The organism is Microcoleus sp. T2B6, assembly GCF_036700475.1.
Classification (GTDB): Bacteria; Cyanobacteriota; Cyanobacteriia; order Cyanobacteriales; family Microcoleaceae; genus Microcoleus.
Window position 1 is genome coordinate 19,807 of record NZ_JAUBOZ010000082.1, and the last position, 15,801, is coordinate 35,607.

Here is a 15,801-nt window from a genome sequence, read left to right on the forward strand (position 1 = left end):
AAAATAGAGAAGAAATAGAATTTAATAGAGTTTTTGGTCAAAACCGAATTTACGTCGAAATTAGAAGAATGAATTGCTATGCTAAGATGACTGGCAATAACTTAATATAATCTCCCTATTGCGGGTGTGATATGGACTCCCAGGATGACTCACAACAATTAAAGCTTATGTTTCTAGATAAAGTGGCTAACCACTACGGTTTTTTTGGGAAGCAGCGAGATGTTTTCTTAAGTCGTTTTGATCAGAACAATGCGAATAAGAAGCGTAAGGCACTTGCAGAATATCTGTGGAAAAACGAGGAGATTGTCAATCAGGAACAGACTTTCCAAGATCACTTGACTGCTGTATGCGATGTGCTGTCTATAAATGGCTGTCCTATTGTAAAACCAACTGGTCGAGGTCAGCCCCGCAAAGGTGAAAGCCCTTGGGAGCAAGCATTCAAGTGGTTGTGGGAAAAACAGTTTCCTGAGTGGCTTCAAAAACAAAGGTCTAATGATTCAAGCGTTGGTACAACCGCTCTTATCGCGGCAGAAATGGACGACTGGCGCAGACAGTTTCGATCACTGATTGACATTAAGACAGAAGGTTTCGTAGGTCGTAAATACGTTTTCGATAAGATTGAGGATTTCCTGAGCAACAAGCCCAACGGTTATTTCACCATCGAAGGCGACCCCGGCTTGGGTAAAAGTACAATACTCGCCGAGTACGTCCGACGACATGAATGCGTAGCCCATTTCAACGATCGCCTGGGAAGAATCAATTGCACTAGCCAATTCCTAGAGAGTGTTTGCACGCAACTGATCGCCAAATACCGCTTGCCCTACTCGGAGTTGCCGCCAGATGCCAATCAAAACAAGGCTTTCTTGGAAAAATTACTGTCTGAAGTCAGCGAACAACTCAAGCCGGGAGAACGACTGGTAATTGTTGTCGATGCGCTGGATGAGGTTGACTTGGAGAGCCAGGACAAAAGTGCCAACATCCTATACCTGCCCCGCTACTTGCCCAAGAATGTTTACTTCGTGATTTCACGGCGGCGGGGGGTCGATATTCTCTTTGTGGTGGATACGCCGAAGTACCTGTTTGACCTGATGGCAAAGGAATACGCTGACCGTAGCTTACAAGATGTCCAGACCTATATTCGGCAGCACGTTAATGAGCATGAGCGACTGCGCCAGTGGATTCAGGCTAACAGCTTGACAGTCGAAGATTTCATTACCCAACTAGCCGACAAGAGCGAAAACAACTTTATGTATCTGCGCTGCGTGCTAGTAGAAATTGAGGATGGGATTTACCAAGATGGAAGCATTGAAAGCTTACCCCAAGGTCTAGAAAATTATTACAAAGATCATTGGCGACTCATGGGCATGACCACCGACCCGCCACCGATCGCCAAGTTCAGAATTGTTTACATCCTATCAGAAACTTCCGAGCTTATCCCAGATAAAGACATTGTTCAAATCATCAAATATACGGGAGAACAAGAGGCCGAATTTAACGTGCAATACGTACTTAAGGGATGGAAACAGTTTTTACACAGCCCAATCATGTACGGACAAACCTTTTACAGGTTTTATCACCATAGTTACCGTCGGTTTATTGAAAACCGCGAGGATGTAAAGGCAGCAGGGATAACAATTGAGAACATAAAAACTCTGATGGCAGATAGTAACTGGCAGGAGTTGTACGGCGATGGGTAAGTTAGCAGAACGCTTAAAGCAACTACCGCAAGGTAGCCGGGTTTATAAATTGAAGGCTCTACCAAAGCTCCTGGCAGACGCTGTACAAGTAGATCGGCTGTACATCCTCCTAACAGATTTTGATTTCATTGAAGCTAAGATTTCTGAATTAGGGCCACAACCACTGATTGAGGATTATGACTTGGCTTTCACTCCCGATATCTTAAATGCTGGAGAGTGGGTTAAGAGTGAGGGTAACAATTTGAGATTGATTCAAGGCGCATTGCGGTTATCCGCGCACGTTTTGGATCAGGATAAAATGCAACTAGCAGGACAATTGTTAGGGCGTTTGATGGCTTTTGAGGAGCCAGAGATTAAGGGACTTCTGGAACAGGCCAAGCAGTGTAAAGCAGCTCCCTGGTTGCATCCACTGACATCTAACTTAACACCACCTAATGGAGCATTACTGCGTACCCTGATTGGGCATACCGGGGATGTAGATGCAATTGCCATTACGCCCAATGGACATCAGGTAGTCTGCGCTTCATCTGATAACACCCTAAAAGTTTGGGATTTGCAAAGTGGGGAAGAACTACGTACTCTCACCGGGCATACCAGCTTAGTACGGTCAGTCGCTATCACTCCCGATGGAAAACAAGCTGTTTCCGCTTCATTTGATAACACCCTAAGAGTTTGGGATTTGCAAAGTGGGGAAGAACTACGTACTCTCACTGGGCATACTAACTTCGTAGAGGCAGTCGCCATCACTGCCAATGGAAAACAAGCTGTTTCTGCTTCAGGGGATTTCACAGTTAAAGTCTGGAATTTGGAGAAGGGAACTGAAGAAAGCACCCTGAATGGGCATACCTTTTTTGTTGAAGCCATAGCTATCACACCGAATGGGCTACAGGCTGTTTCTGCTTCCTGGGATAAAACTCTCAAGGTCTGGGATTTGCACACTGGACGCGAAGTACGTACCTTTAACTGGAATACTAACTCAATAGTGGGAGTTGCTATTACTCCTGATGGGCAACAGATTGTATCCACTTCCTGCGATAGCATCAAAGTTTGGGATGTAGAAAGTGGAACTGAAGTGCTTACTATCAACGAGGATACAGCTTCAATTAATTCGGTTGCTATTACCCCCAATGGAAAACTGGTAGTTGGTGCTTTAAACGATAACACCCTCAAAGTCTGGAATTTACAGACCGGAGAACAACTGCGTACCCTTATAGGTCATACCTACCCGGTACAGGCTGTTGCTATTACCTCAGATGGGCAACAAGTTGTTTCAGTTTCAAACAATAAGACCATCAAAGTTTGGGATTTGCATAGAAGTGTTAGAGAGCGTAATCTCATGGGGCATACCGATTTGGTATGGACGGTCGCTATTACTCCAGATGGGCAACAGGCTGTTTCCGCTTCCTGGGATAAAACCCTTAAGATATGGAACCTGCACAATAGAACTGAAGTGCGTACCTTAACTGAGCATAATGACAAAGTGCAGGCAGTTGCTATTACCCCTGATGGTCAAAAAGCAATTTTAGCTTTGTGGGATAAAAGCCTCCAAATTTGGGATTTAAAAACAGGAACTGAAGTGCTTACCCTCGTCGGGCATACCAGCTATGTAGGATCAGTTGCTATCACTCCCGATGGGCAAAAAGCTGTTTCTGCTTCAGGGGATTTCACTGTCAAACTTTGGGATTTACATAGTGGAGAACAACTGCGTACCCTGATCGGGCATACTTATATGGTAAATGCAGTAGCCATTACTCCTGATGGACAACGAGTAGTTTCAGCTTCATCAGATAACACTCTCAAAATCTGGGACTTACAGACAGGAAAAGAACTACATACTCTTATAGGGCATACCAGCTATGTAGAGGCAGTTGCCATCACCCTAGATGGGCAACAGGCTATTTCAGCTTCAAGGGATAAAACCCTCAAAATGTGGGATTTACAAACAGGAAAAGAACTTCGTACCCTCATCGGGCATACTGACAAGGTATGGGCAGTTGCTATCATACCCAAAGGACAACTAGCAGTTTCAGCTTCAGAGGATCACTCTCTGAGGGTCTGGGATTTGCAGAGTGGCAGAGTGATTGCTAGTTTCAGTAGCGAGGATGAGTTACTTGCCTGTGCGGCTGCATCGGATGGGGTGACGATTGTCGCGGGTGACTCATCAGGCCGAGTGCATTTCCTACGTTTGGAGGGGATGTAATGCAGTCAACCCCGATGCGCTCCTTCTTAGCTGCGTAGCAGCTTAGCTGTGGTTCTTTATCTGGCCAATTAACAATCACACACTACCAATTATCAGATCATAAATAGGTTATTCAACCAGAGTTGGGCATATATGTACGACTTGAAAATCCAAGGAATTGCGGTTAGTTTGTTCGTCCTAATTCTGGGGCGTCCGTCGGCGGTTGCGGCTCAAACGTCGGCGGTTGCTGGGGATATTTGTCTTGGGGAATTGGGAGCGCAAGTAGATGCGATCGCCAACCGTCCCGAATTTAGCCGATCGCGCTGGGGCATTTTGATTCAACCTCTATCTTCTTCTACTACTCTCTACAGTCGCGACGCCACCAAATATTTTATTCCAGCATCAAATGCCAAGCTGCTAACCACAGCCGCTGCTTTACAGAAACTCGGTGCAGACTTTCGGATTAAGACATCGGTTTACAGCGGCGAAAATGGCAGTTTGTACGTTGCCGGCAGGGGAGATCCGAGCATTGCAGAAGCTCAGTTAAAATCCTTGGCGCAGCAGTTGAAGCAGCGGGGAATCAGTCAAGTTAACCAGTTGATTGGGGATGACAGCTATTTTCAAGGCAGTGCAGTCAATCCGAATTGGGAATGGGAAGACGCGCAAGCTGGCTACGGAGCACCGATTAACAGTTTAATTTTCAATCAAAACGCGATCGACCTTCTTTTGTCCCCACAGGCGATCGGGCAACCTCTGAAAGTTACTTTTGCCGAACCAAAGCTGGCAAATCAGTGGCAACTTCAGAACAATACTGTTACCGTCGCTCAAAACGAATCTGAGTTTATTGAAGTTGGCCGGGAGTTCGATCGACCTATAATTCGAGTGGGCGGACAGTTGAAAGTTGGTGCGGAACCGGAATCAGCTTATGTCGCAGTTGTCAACCCCGCTAATAATTTTTTGCAGTATTTTCAACAAGTTCTGGCTGCTGAGGGAATTCCTGTTAAACAGGCTTTAGTTGCATCGGCTTCTCGCAATTTAAATCAAGAATTAGCGACTGTTGAATCGCCGCCGCTGGCGGAATTGGTGAGAGAAACTAATCGCGAAAGCAACAATCTTTATGCAGAAGTTTTATTGAGATTGCTGGGAAAAGTGACAGACAAGATGCCTGTGCCACAAACACTCACAGGCAAGATGCCTGTGCCACAAGAGGATACAGGTGAAATGGGTTTGAAAGAGTTAAAAACAGTTTTAACTCAATTAGGAGTAAATCCAAACAGCTACAGATTAGCCGACGGTTCCGGCTTGTCTCGCCACAATTTAATTACTCCAGAAGCCTTAGTGGAAACTTTGAGATTTATGGCCAATTCACCTGCTGCATCTATTTACCGCCAGTCACTGCCGATCGCTGGCGAGAGCGGCACTTTGAAAAATCGCTTTAATGTTACACCAAACCGCGTAAATTTGCAAGCAAAAACAGGAACTTTGAGCGGAGTTTCGGCGCTGTCGGGATATATCGAAGTTCCGAATTACGAGCCGCTGGTGTTTAGCATTATCGTCAATCAATCTGACCTATCGGCTGCAAAAATGCGATCGGCAACGGACGAAATTGTGCTATTATTGAATCGCCTGCGCCGCTGTTAAAACAATACATTTAAGGTGATAAACTTGAACTCAGTAGTTACACCTAAAACACAGGACACCCCAAAACCCTACAAGTTTTAAGTTTAATTAGATTGCAGCGGCGGGACTCGAAAAGCAGCTACAATAGAAGTAGAAAATTTAACAGCATTGGGCCGTTTTAGCCTGCTACCAGTCGGCGGGTTCTGTACTTCCCGAAAATAAGTCTAACTTTCCAACTATGAATTCTTTAGATTCCGAACAGCAACACATCTTTGTCGAAACCAACAACATCCGCCTGCACTGCGTTTCTCAAGGAGAAGGCGAGCTCGTTCTCCTCCTGCATGGGTTTCCAGAGTTTTGGTACTCTTGGCGTCATCAAATCCCTGCTTTAGCGCGTCATTTCAAGGTGGTAGTGCCGGATTTGCGGGGCTACAACGATTCCGACAAGCCGGAAAGCGGCTATGATTTAGATACGCTGAGCGCGGATATTCGCGGTTTGATTGCGAGCCTCGGTTATACAAAAGCTCACGTTGTAGGTCATGATTGGGGAGGGGCGATTGCGTGGCACTTAGCTCAAAAATTCCCCGAACAACTCAACCGCTTGGCAATTTTAAACGCTCCGCACCCGCAGCGATTCGTGCAGGAAATGGCGAGCAATCTAGATCAAATCCGCCGCAGTTGGTACGTTTTGGCGTTTCAGGTTCCCGGCATTCCGGAATGGTTGATCCGGCAAAACTTGAAAGATTTTGTTCACAATGTGTTCCAAGGACAAGCTGTTCGCAAAGGATCTTTTAGCGCTGAGGAAACTAAGATTTATCAGACTGCTTTAGAAAAGCCGGGAGTATTAGCCGCCGCTATCAATTATTACCGGCAGATGTTTCATCCGCAGAGGCTTTGGAATTTGGGGCAGAAATTAGAACCTGTGACAGTGCCTACTTTGGTGCTTTGGGGAGAAGAAGATGCGTTTTTGAGCCACAAACTTGTAGAAGGTTTAGACAGATTAATTACGGCTCCGTTTAAGTTGAAATTAGTTCCTCACTGCGGTCACTGGATTCAGCAGGAAGCGCCGCAAACGGTGAATCGAGAATTGCTGAGTTTTCTGAGAAATTCTTCTGCTTCTGTGGCTTTGGCATAGAAAAAAATTAACGCTTGCACATAAGAACGGGCTCTCCGGCCCGTTCCACAAAAATTCAATGTTCTTGTGGAACGGGCATCTTGCCCGTTCTTAATATCTGACGCACCCTACTTATTTATTAGTCCCAGAGCAAATTTTCTTGGAGCAGCAGTGCAATCATCGCAGTTCTGGAACAAACACCGAGTTTGATAAAAATCCGCCTCACGTAAGTAGCAACCGTCCAGTGACTGATATTTAAATTTTTGGCAATACATTTGTTTGGCAGGCCTTGGGCTATTAATTGCGCGATCGCTCTTTCCCGTGGGCTCAGGCTAATTTCCGGTTTGTAACTTGTGCTTTGCATACTTTTGCAATGAGGTAACGAGTTAAAATCTAATCAATTAAGGGTAGAATTCCGAGTTTCTCTCGAACTTCAGATAAAGGAGTTTCCCAATCAGATGCAACGTCCCAATTAATTAACCGAGTGGCTAATTTTCCGTGTTTTAAGCCTTTGATAATTTGTCCGATCTCGCATTTGCCGCTGAGCAGTCCAACTAACACTAAAATCGCACAAGAAGGACGAAATACTTGAGCGCGAGTAAACGCTTGAAGTATAAATTCATCTTCTGTTGAAGCCGAAAGACCAGTCAGAACGTGCCAAACGTCGTGGTTTCGCTGAATCCAGTCTCCCGATGCGATCGGCTCAAAGCCTTGTTCGTCTAGAAATCGCGCCACTTCACACCCTAATGTTCCTGCTGGCAGTTGGCGCAATTTCTCCAAGTCTATATCAAAATGTCGATCGCTCTCAATTTGAGGATTAATTGTTTGAGCCATTTTTAATATAACTCCTAATTGACCGTCAGCCATAATTTATTCTCCCTTCAACAATGATTTAAGTTTCGAGCAAATTAATTTGTGTTTGTCAAGTTCATTTTTGCGCTGAATCAAGACGACTTTTTTTACCGACTCAGCTTAAAAATCGTACTTTCTGTCACAGCAATGGGGTTTCAGGAGCTTTTACATTTCTTTACAAGCATTCTTAGATTTGAAATCAGCTACCTGTAAAAATCGCCCTAGTGTTTGTAATCGCAACTTGACCCACCGGGAAGTACCCGTAAAATCCACAGTATTTAGCGGTGACTGGAACTCCCTTACTTACGTATATAAATTTATTCTGCTGCTAATTATTGGAACCTGCAATGAGTCAGAAGTTGAAGCTTGCAGGCCTCGTGATGCAGGTGCATACAAGTGAAGAGAGTTGAAGGGAGCTGAAGTAAGGTGAAGTTATGCAGAGTTGATTTTTCGGAATTACGCAGTAGTGCCAATCCCCCGTGGTTGCCGAATTTGTCGTGGCAATCATGGGGGGTTGCCCGTATGTCGTTAGAATGTCGCTCAAATGAGTGTCACTCATTTGAGCGACTGGTCAAGTATTTCCACCAACAGCTACAAATAAAGTAGAGATTCATACAAGGTGTTGCTGTGAAAAAACTTTCCCTTTTGTTATCCACAGGAGTTGTGTCATTGATTTGGTGCGCTGCTGCTAGCGCTACCACTTATGTTAATCCTAACGGTAAAACTACTTTAAACTTGTCAGAAAAAGGAAACAATCGCAGCGGTTTTTACTTAACCAAAGTAGGCAATCGGGAATTTTTTGGCAATATTCAAATTACCCGTTCCGAAGGAGCAGCAGGCTCTTACTATTACAATGGGACTTTCAAAGACAGTGCGACAGGCCCTGGCAGAAAAATTGTTTGTTCTGGAGATATTGCCATTGTCAGGCGTCAAGTGGGAAGAAGCAGCCAATTGGGAGCCGAAGTTACTTGGAAGGTGAAAGCAGGAGAAAATTGTCCTTCTATTGGCCAGACATTCAAAGTAAATTTAGTCGAAGCTTTACCGCGTCCTAATGCAAGTGGCGACTATACTTCTAGCAATGCTAATACTTGGTCGAGTCCAACAAATGGTTTTGTAACTTGGCCTGCTTGGCGAGTCACCTCGCGAGATGGACAACTCAACTGCCGCAAGACCGCAAACGGAGCAATTCAACAAGTTTACCGCGCGGATAAAGATACAGTTGCTGCTGAACTCAGGGGAGCCAATGCGATTACGATGGCGAACGGTCAACCCTGGTTGCTGACAAGACAAGGCTGTTATGTGCGCGCTAATTCTCAATACGTTCAGCCAGTTTCTATGCCTGAATAAGTGTTAGTAAATAGGGAGCATCTCAATGAAAGCAGCCCTCCGCTAGAAATTGGAGTTTTGAGGCAATAGGCAGAAGGAAGGAGCCAGAAGAAGTATTTTTACAAATATGAGATGCTCCCTGTTCCGCTGTCAGAGCCACGCGGCTTACCAAAAGACATGAATCCAGTTTACAAGGAGTATTTTGAAAACAATTCTGTTGGGATAGAGCATCACTTTACTTGGTTTATACCAATTTTTTATGAGGTTGCATAGAATCCGATCCCCCCTAGCCAAGAGGGCGGGCACGGGGAGTAGGGGTCGCACCGCCCCTACTAAGGGGGGGACAAGATTCTTCTCAAAGTCAACCCCTACTCCCCAACAACCAGGGGGATTTAGGGGGATCGAGATATGTGCAAGTTCACATTAAATTGGTATTATGGTTCGGGAAGTTATTGAATATGATGGGGAGGGAATGTTTTTACCATGCACGGGTTATGTAGACCGTCGATATGCTTATCCGTTTCATAATTCAGGTTTTTTTTCACAGGATTTGCTAAACAATGAACCTGTTTATAAGTATAAAAAAGACAATACAACTGAGGTTTCACGGGTGGACACTTATCGAGATTATGTGGGTTGCGTAGAGTGGTAGATTGAAGAGTTATTGAAGCTAGGAAATCCAAAAGAAGTCCGCGTTATTTTGGGGCTTCACTACTAAACAATCCATCGCTGCATAACAATTGCCATGCAAAGGAGTACCATCTCATCCCTGTTTATCCTGCAAAACTTACATAGGGTGACAAAAGTTACGCTCGCCCGTTAAATAGAAACTCGCTCTCGTCATTAAATTAAAATTAAAGTGCTCAAAGAATCGCCGACTTTCCTGTTAAACAAAAACGTCGCACCATAGCTACAGCCTGCCAAGGAGGATGTCAATCAGAATAGTGGTATCGACAAGAGATAATCGTTAGATACTCGTCATCCACAGCATAAACTAATCGATTCGTATCATCAATTCGCCTCGACCAAAAACCAGCCAGATTCTCCCTCAGTGGTTCTGGCTTTCCCATCCCCTCAAACGGCAATCGGATTGTTGCCTCAATTAGCTTGTTAATTCGTTTTAACGTTTTCTTGTCTTGCCCTTGCCAATATAAATAATCGCCCCAAGCCTCATCCGTCCATGCTACCTTTCTAGTCATCCAACAAATGTCGCTCCACCACTTTCCCCTGCTTAAACTGAGCGATAGAACGCTCCAAATGGGCAGCATTGGCGGGAGATTTGAGTAAATGAACTGTTTCCAGCAAACTATTAAAGAACTCTAGCGACATCACCACGGCATCCTCCGCATCCCGTCTCGTGATGATGGTATAGTCCGTATCTTCCACTACTCTGTCTAAAACAGCCTTGAGGTTATTTCTCGCTTCGCTAAAAGAAACAATATTCATCAGAAAGAGGGGTTTGAAACCCCGTCCTTTTAGGACGGCTTTACATTGAGTTAAAAGATGCAGCGGGGTGGAGGGGTATGGTTGCCCCAAGGCGTGAGGTATGGTTGCCTCAATCTCCTTTCGGAGTAAAGTTAGCACGCGCCTTTGTTTAGTGAGCTTGTTAGGCCCAAAGCACTGTAAAGCGTGACCTTAGAACTGTTTAACTCTCAACGATAGAGCAAGGGACTAGCTACGCATCCCAGGGTATCGTGACTCAAAAAACGTAGTCAATTAAGACGCTTGGCTGGTGAGAACGGCTTGTTAGATATCTCCTTCAAGCCTCATGCCTTTAGGCTGAGGTTCCTGACCTACTTGACATTTGTACTACTTACTGTACAAGTATAGCAATCCGCAATATATTTGGCAATCCGGATCTCATATCATGTCCGGTCAATTTACTGGTTCTATGGCTGGAGCCTGGGAACCGATACCTAGAGTCCGAGCCGAAGCCGAGCGAAAATTAAATTCGAGGCTCGCTTGTCGCTGTGGAGCGTTTCTTTCGCAAAGAACGAAAGTAACGAGTAAAACGAGTAAACCAGTAAATTCGATCGCGGCGAAGCATAATTTACTGGTTTTACTTCCAGGCTGTGTTACTGGTTTACGGGCTGTGCTTCTTAACCCATTTAAGCGACAAGCGAGCCGAAGCCGAGCGAAAATTAAATTCGAGGCTCGCTTGTCGCTGTTGAGCGTTACTTTCGTTCTTTGTGAAAGTAACGAGTAAGACGAGTAAACAACCCGTAAACGAGTAATAATTGAGGACTAAAAAAATTAGATTTCTTCGTCCAAAACTTCTACATCATCTACATCATCTACATCATCTACATCATCTACATCATCTACATCATCTACCTCAATAGGAGCGACAGAATTAGCAGAAACTAGAGCACCAGTCTCAAGTTTCTTTTTAACTAGCTCCTCAATTTCATTTTTGAAATCGATGTTTTTCTCCATGTGCTGGATCACTTTGTCTCGTCCTTGAGCTATGTTCTCTCCGTTGTAGCTATACCAAGAACCTTTTTTGATGATTACTCCCATTTCGTCGGCCAAGTCAGTCAGACAGCCTAAAGTAGAAATGCCTTTGCCAAATACAATGTCAAATTCGGCAATACGGAAAGGCGGAGCAACTTTATTTTTAGCAACTTTAACTTTCGTGCGGTTGCCGTATTCTTCTGTACCTTTTTTCAAGCTTTGAATGCGGCGAATGTCAAGCCGCACGCTGGCGTAGAACTTGAGTGCGTTACCGCCGGTTGTTGTTTCCGGGTTGCCGTAAGTTATGCCGATTTTCTGCCGCAATTGGTTGAGGAAAATGACGGTACAGCCGGATTTGCCGATGTTGCCGGTGATTTTCCGCAAAGCTTGGCTCATCAAACGCGCTTGCAAACCCATGTGGGAGTCGCCCATGTCGCCTTCGATTTCGGCGCGGGGGACGAGGGCGGCTACGGAGTCAATTACTACGATATCGACGGCGACGGAACGGACGAGTTGATCGACGATTTCTAGGGCCATTTCGCCGGTATCCGGCTGGGAAACTAAGAGATTTTCAATATCGACGCCTAAAGCTGAGGCGTAGGTGGGATCGAGGGCGTGTTCGGCATCCACGAAGGCTGCGATACCGCCGGATTTTTGGACTTCGGCGATCGCGTGGAGAGCTAGAGTGGTTTTACCGGAACTTTCCGGGCCGTAAATTTCAATAACTCGGCCTTTTGGCAAACCGCCGCCCAAAGCAATGTCCAGTGTCAGGGCTCCGGTGGGAATGGTTTCTACCCTCATGCGAGTGGAGTCTCCCAATCGGACGATCGCCCCTTTGCCAAAGCTGCGCTCGATTTGGGAAAGTACGGAAGTTAGGGCTTTTTGCTTTTCTGAGTTTTCAGTGGAAGTTTTTATAGACGCTTCTTTTTTTGCCATTTGCGGTACGCGGGTAGACCCCTTGCGGAGCTTGTTGATTAACTGTACAACACGTATGTTAGCAGTTATTTTTGGGGTCTGGAGGTTCTGGGAGCATTTGGTTGAAGATTCTTGATTTTGGGGTGGTTCAGCCTGCTCCCGCCTTCAATTAAAGTCGGCGACCCTCTCACGAGAGCCGCCGCTCTCCAAAACCGTGCGTGAAGTTAAACTAAGCGATTCCCTCACGGGAACCACTCGTCTTCAGAACCGGACGTGACACTTTCGCGTCATCCGGCTCCTCTGTATTTTGACCCTTGATATGGGTACTTCCAACAGGGGACTTGATATCCATTGTTGTTTTTGTGTCGTGACAATGCCTGTGGAGTAATTGAATGTTGTTGTAGTTATCTTTTCCGCCTTGTGAACGGGGGATGATGTGATCAACCTCAATTAAATCCTCAGAACGCATATATAAGTTGCAGTGTGGACACTTCCCTTTTTGTATCTTCATGAGTCGAGAGACTCTTGTCGATGTTTCTGGGTGAGTTCCTCTACGGGCGCTCCAATACGCCCAATCTCCATTGAAGGGGCTGAACTTGCCTTTGACTTTTATGTGTCTAACAATTGGCGTTTTCTTATGTTCAGCTAAAAGGAAAATTTCTTCCCCTGAACTTGCCCCAAATGCCCAGTTTCTTTCTCCGACAGTTTGCCAATATTTATCAGCAATCCAGGAGGAATTTTTGTTTGGGTGACGGCGTTCTGCCCATGCCTTCAATTGGCTGTAAAGGTGATTATCGCAAGTATTGAACGTTTCCTTGCTAACTACTGTTGAGTAGTAATTACTCCATCCCACAATTACAGGATTCAGGTGGGCAATTAGTGCTTCCTGTGAGGCCGTTTTGTGGGCGGATATTATCTCTCCGATTGCCCGTACATGGAGTTGAATTTTCTTTTCGCTGGGTTTGATGAGTGTTTTGAACCCCAATAATTTCCCCTGGACTCTTCCTGTATGTGTTTGACCAACTGGATATTGTCTGATATTGAAACCCAGGAAGTTAAATCCTGGTTGTTGGTTTTCCACTTGCCTCAAGGTGTGAGTTATTCGAGTTTTCTTTTCACTCATTTCTAACCCCATCCCATTCAGCCATTCTGCTACTATCTGTTTGCTCTGAGTGATGACGTGAAGACTTGGGTGTAATACCACAAAGTCATCGGCGTATCTCACTATCGTCAGGGCGCTGATGTTTTCCTTTTTTCTTCCTGGGAGACTTGACGCAAATTGCTTGAGTCTATCTTCCAAGCCGTGAAGGGCTATGTTTGCTAATAAGGGTGAAATAACTCCCCCTTGAGGGGTTCCTTCATCGGTAGGGAACAACTTGTTTGCGTCCATCACCCCCGATTTAAGCCACAATTTTATGAGGCGGTTTAGAGTCGGGAATGTATGCAGTAAGCGAGAGAAGTGCCTGATGGTTGATGCGGTCAAAGCATTTGGTAATATCAGCATCCAGCACATATTTTGCTTTTTGAGCGATTACCGTATGAATAGCTTCTATTGCATCATGGGATGAGCGTCCTGTTCTGAATCCGTAACTGTTTGGCTCAAATCGAGCTTCCCATTCGGGTTCTAAAGCTAGCTTCACCAAAGCTTGTAAAGCTCTGTCGTGCATTGTTGGTATACCCAAAGGGCGCTTTTCCTCTGTTCCTGGTTTGGGAATCCAAACTCGGCGGGTTGGACGCACCTTTTGTTTGATACTCAGGTTATTGACAAGTTTTAGCCTTTGTTTAGGTGCTAATGATTTAACCCCATCGACTCCAGCGGTTTTTTTACCAGTATTGTCCTGAGTTACTTTTCGCACGGCTAACATTTTTGCTGACCAAGAACGCATCAGCGTTTTTTGGAGTCTACGAACTGCTTTGATGTCACCACGTTCAGAAGCTTTGAAGATTCTCTTTTGGAGCTTGAATACTTTCTTTTCCAGCTTGCGCCAGTTGGTTGTATTCCATTCCACCATCACGAATTCGTGTGTATTAGACATTTGTACTCTTACTAAAAATTCTTCCTTTCAAAACACAGTGAGTCTGTGGGCATATTCTCTTCATTACAAAGAGACATTCGCTTTTGACTCAATCCTTCCCTCGGTAGTATACGGTTAGCACCTGCTCAGGTATCGACCACACTGAGAACTATTCGAGGGTTACTTCGTTCCTAATGACCATTTGTTTGAACTTTTAGGTTGCTACTCTCCACCGGGTTTCTAGGCAATGCAAAGAGGTCAAGAAACTATATGCCTCTGCCCTATCCTTTCCCTTTTGGTCAAGCGTATAAGCCTGATTCCGCTTGTTGTGCATTACGATGGTTCAGTCGTAGCTTCACCCGTATTGGGTTAACCATGAGTTCTTGCTTTCTCGTGACAATCTTAGGCTGATTGTTGATGAGATTTTCTTCCCGCTTCTGGCTTTGATGGCTAGTCTCAAACCAGGGGAAGAGGCGTTCACCCTCGCATCTAGGGGGGAGGACTTGCTGACGCGCTGATTTTTGCCAGCGGCTCACCTCCAAGGTCATTAAGTTGTCCAGGTTTGCACCTGGCGGCTAATCCCCCAAATTATTACAGACTATGGTTTCTAGCCAACGAATCGCACAATTTCTCTTCACACGGCTCCTCAATGACTCGGTGATTGTCACTCATACCGCGTTACCAACATATCCTCTTTCCAGAACCATTCTGTATGTGAGGGTGGCTTAGGTTTAGCACTTTTACAGCTAGATTTTGTACCCAGACTGCCATCTGTTGCAGTCTTTATATCGTGGCAATGTCTGTGAAGTAAGTCCCAGTTTTCATAAGAATCCTTTCCACCTTTTGATTTAGGAATTCTGTGGTCAACTTCCATCACATCTTCGTCTCGAAAATGTAATCCGCAGTGAGAACATTTACCCTTTTGAATCTTAAGAAGTGTTGTCACTCTTTTGGGACTTTCAGGGTGTTTTCCCATTCTTGTACTCCAATACACCCGGTTTCCGTCGTATGGTGACGATTCGCCTTTGACTTTGGCATGGTCTATGATTTTTATTTGACCATGTTTACGTAACCGAAGAGGGTTAGTCCCTTCTTCACTGGTTGCGAATACCCAGTGGTCATCGCCTATGGTTTGCCAGTATTTATTTGACACCCATGTTTTGGATTTTTTCTGATGGCGATGATTTGCCCAAGCTCTAAGTTTTTGATACACCAGGGAGTTTAATTTATAGAAGACTTTGCTACTTGGAACCGTTCGGTAATAGTTAGCCCACCCTATGATTAGAGGATTTAACCTCTTAATTAAATCTGATTGAGATTTGGCTGTGTGGATGTCTATTACTCTTGCGATTTCTTTGAGGTGTATTTTGACTTTTGCTGAGCTTGGGGTGATGATTGTGCTGAAACCCAGTAGTTCACCTTGGGGATTTTTCCCGCTCGTATATTTGCCAGATGGATATTGCCTGACTTTAAATCCCAGGAAATCAAATCCTGGAGACTGTCCATCATGGCTGCTCATTGTGTGAGCTATCCTTGTTTTACTGAATTTTAACTCCAAACCCATGCCTTTTAACCATTCAGAGATTATCTCTTTACACTTTTGAACAACGGTTAAATCACGCGCGAGAA

At 45.0% G+C, this 15,801-nt stretch carries 13 protein-coding genes; 5 read left to right on the top strand and 8 right to left on the bottom strand.

Annotation, left to right across the window (positions count from 1 at the left end; translation table 11 throughout):
- Positions 1 to 167 precede the first annotated feature (167 nt).
- From QUA00_RS27095 to QUA00_RS27110, 4 genes are all read left to right on the top strand, one after another.
- Entirely contained in the window at positions 168 to 1,697 is a 1,530-nt protein-coding gene (locus QUA00_RS27095) for an ATP-binding protein (protein ID WP_333308448.1), read from the top strand.
- Positions 1,690 to 3,897: a beta-propeller domain-containing protein gene (locus QUA00_RS27100; RefSeq protein ID WP_333143591.1), complete on the top strand. Its 2,208-nt coding sequence runs from the start codon at positions 1,690 to 1,692 to the stop codon at positions 3,895 to 3,897. Before QUA00_RS27095 ends, QUA00_RS27100 begins: the two co-directional genes overlap by 8 nt.
- A 132-nt stretch (positions 3,898 to 4,029) precedes the next feature.
- Complete coding sequence (gene dacB / locus QUA00_RS27105; RefSeq protein ID WP_333411797.1) at positions 4,030 to 5,517, top strand: D-alanyl-D-alanine carboxypeptidase/D-alanyl-D-alanine endopeptidase; 1,488 nt, start codon at positions 4,030 to 4,032, stop codon at positions 5,515 to 5,517.
- A gap of 217 nt (positions 5,518 to 5,734) precedes the next feature.
- On the top strand, positions 5,735 to 6,631 hold the full coding sequence (locus tag QUA00_RS27110; protein ID WP_333411798.1) for an alpha/beta hydrolase: 897 nt from the start codon (positions 5,735 to 5,737) through the stop codon (positions 6,629 to 6,631).
- A gap of 118 nt (positions 6,632 to 6,749) precedes the next feature.
- On the opposite strand, the gene QUA00_RS27115 is transcribed toward QUA00_RS27110, so the two are convergent.
- Positions 6,750 to 6,974, bottom strand: coding sequence for a helix-turn-helix transcriptional regulator (locus QUA00_RS27115; RefSeq protein WP_333143588.1), 225 nt, complete (start codon positions 6,972 to 6,974; stop codon positions 6,750 to 6,752).
- Between the two features lie 29 nt (positions 6,975 to 7,003).
- The gene (locus QUA00_RS27120) at positions 7,004 to 7,477 is read right to left on the bottom strand and encodes a Coq4 family protein (RefSeq protein WP_333143587.1); all 474 of its coding nucleotides are present in this window, start codon (positions 7,475 to 7,477) and stop codon (positions 7,004 to 7,006) included.
- 648 nt (positions 7,478 to 8,125) lie between these two features.
- Between QUA00_RS27120 and QUA00_RS27125 the strand changes: the two genes are divergently transcribed.
- Positions 8,126 to 8,809, top strand: a complete 684-nt coding sequence (locus tag QUA00_RS27125; protein WP_333143586.1) for a hypothetical protein — start codon at positions 8,126 to 8,128, stop codon at positions 8,807 to 8,809.
- Between the two features lie 911 nt (positions 8,810 to 9,720).
- Here QUA00_RS27125 and QUA00_RS27130 read toward each other — a convergent pair.
- From QUA00_RS27130 to QUA00_RS27150, 6 genes are all read right to left on the bottom strand, one after another.
- The gene (locus tag QUA00_RS27130) at positions 9,721 to 9,987 is read right to left on the bottom strand and encodes a Txe/YoeB family addiction module toxin (RefSeq protein WP_333143584.1); all 267 of its coding nucleotides are present in this window, start codon (positions 9,985 to 9,987) and stop codon (positions 9,721 to 9,723) included.
- Positions 9,980 to 10,234 (bottom strand): type II toxin-antitoxin system prevent-host-death family antitoxin, encoded by a 255-nt coding sequence (locus QUA00_RS27135; protein WP_333143583.1) that lies wholly within the window; start codon positions 10,232 to 10,234, stop codon positions 9,980 to 9,982. Before QUA00_RS27135 ends, QUA00_RS27130 begins: the two co-directional genes overlap by 8 nt.
- Positions 10,235 to 11,041: 807 nt before the next feature.
- Positions 11,042 to 12,178 carry a recombinase RecA gene (recA, locus tag QUA00_RS27140; protein WP_333143579.1) on the bottom strand — a complete coding sequence of 379 codons (1,137 nt, stop codon included), beginning with the start codon at positions 12,176 to 12,178 and terminating at the stop codon, positions 11,042 to 11,044.
- Between the two features lie 208 nt (positions 12,179 to 12,386).
- Positions 12,387 to 13,547: a group II intron reverse transcriptase gene (locus tag QUA00_RS27145; protein WP_445305764.1), complete on the bottom strand. Its 1,161-nt coding sequence runs from the start codon at positions 13,545 to 13,547 to the stop codon at positions 12,387 to 12,389.
- Positions 13,548 to 13,557: 10 nt separating this feature from the next.
- Positions 13,558 to 14,193, bottom strand: coding sequence for a reverse transcriptase N-terminal domain-containing protein (locus QUA00_RS36950; protein ID WP_445252103.1), 636 nt, complete (start codon positions 14,191 to 14,193; stop codon positions 13,558 to 13,560).
- Positions 14,194 to 14,836: 643 nt separating this feature from the next.
- On the bottom strand, positions 14,837 to 15,801 hold a 965-nt coding region (locus tag QUA00_RS27150; RefSeq protein ID WP_333411799.1), incomplete at its 5' end, for a group II intron maturase-specific domain-containing protein.

Excerpts from the sequence above, each read along its gene's own strand:
- QUA00_RS27095 (WP_333308448.1), top strand. The coding sequence starts at position 168 with ATGTTTCTAGATAAAGTGGCTAACCACTACGGTTTTTTTGGGAAGCAG.
- QUA00_RS27100 (WP_333143591.1), top strand. The coding sequence starts at position 1,690 with ATGGGTAAGTTAGCAGAACGCTTAAAGCAACTACCGCAAGGTAGCCGG.
- dacB (WP_333411797.1), top strand. The coding sequence starts at position 4,030 with ATGTACGACTTGAAAATCCAAGGAATTGCGGTTAGTTTGTTCGTCCTA.
- QUA00_RS27110 (WP_333411798.1), top strand. The coding sequence starts at position 5,735 with ATGAATTCTTTAGATTCCGAACAGCAACACATCTTTGTCGAAACCAAC.
- QUA00_RS27115 (WP_333143588.1), bottom strand. The coding sequence starts at position 6,974 with ATGCAAAGCACAAGTTACAAACCGGAAATTAGCCTGAGCCCACGGGAA.
- QUA00_RS27120 (WP_333143587.1), bottom strand. The coding sequence starts at position 7,477 with ATGGCTGACGGTCAATTAGGAGTTATATTAAAAATGGCTCAAACAATT.
- QUA00_RS27130 (WP_333143584.1), bottom strand. The coding sequence starts at position 9,987 with ATGACTAGAAAGGTAGCATGGACGGATGAGGCTTGGGGCGATTATTTA.
- QUA00_RS27135 (WP_333143583.1), bottom strand. The coding sequence starts at position 10,234 with ATGAATATTGTTTCTTTTAGCGAAGCGAGAAATAACCTCAAGGCTGTT.
- recA (WP_333143579.1), bottom strand. The coding sequence starts at position 12,178 with ATGGCAAAAAAAGAAGCGTCTATAAAAACTTCCACTGAAAACTCAGAA.
- QUA00_RS27145 (WP_445305764.1), bottom strand. The coding sequence starts at position 13,547 with ATGGACGCAAACAAGTTGTTCCCTACCGATGAAGGAACCCCTCAAGGG.
- QUA00_RS36950 (WP_445252103.1), bottom strand. The coding sequence starts at position 14,193 with ATGTCTAATACACACGAATTCGTGATGGTGGAATGGAATACAACCAAC.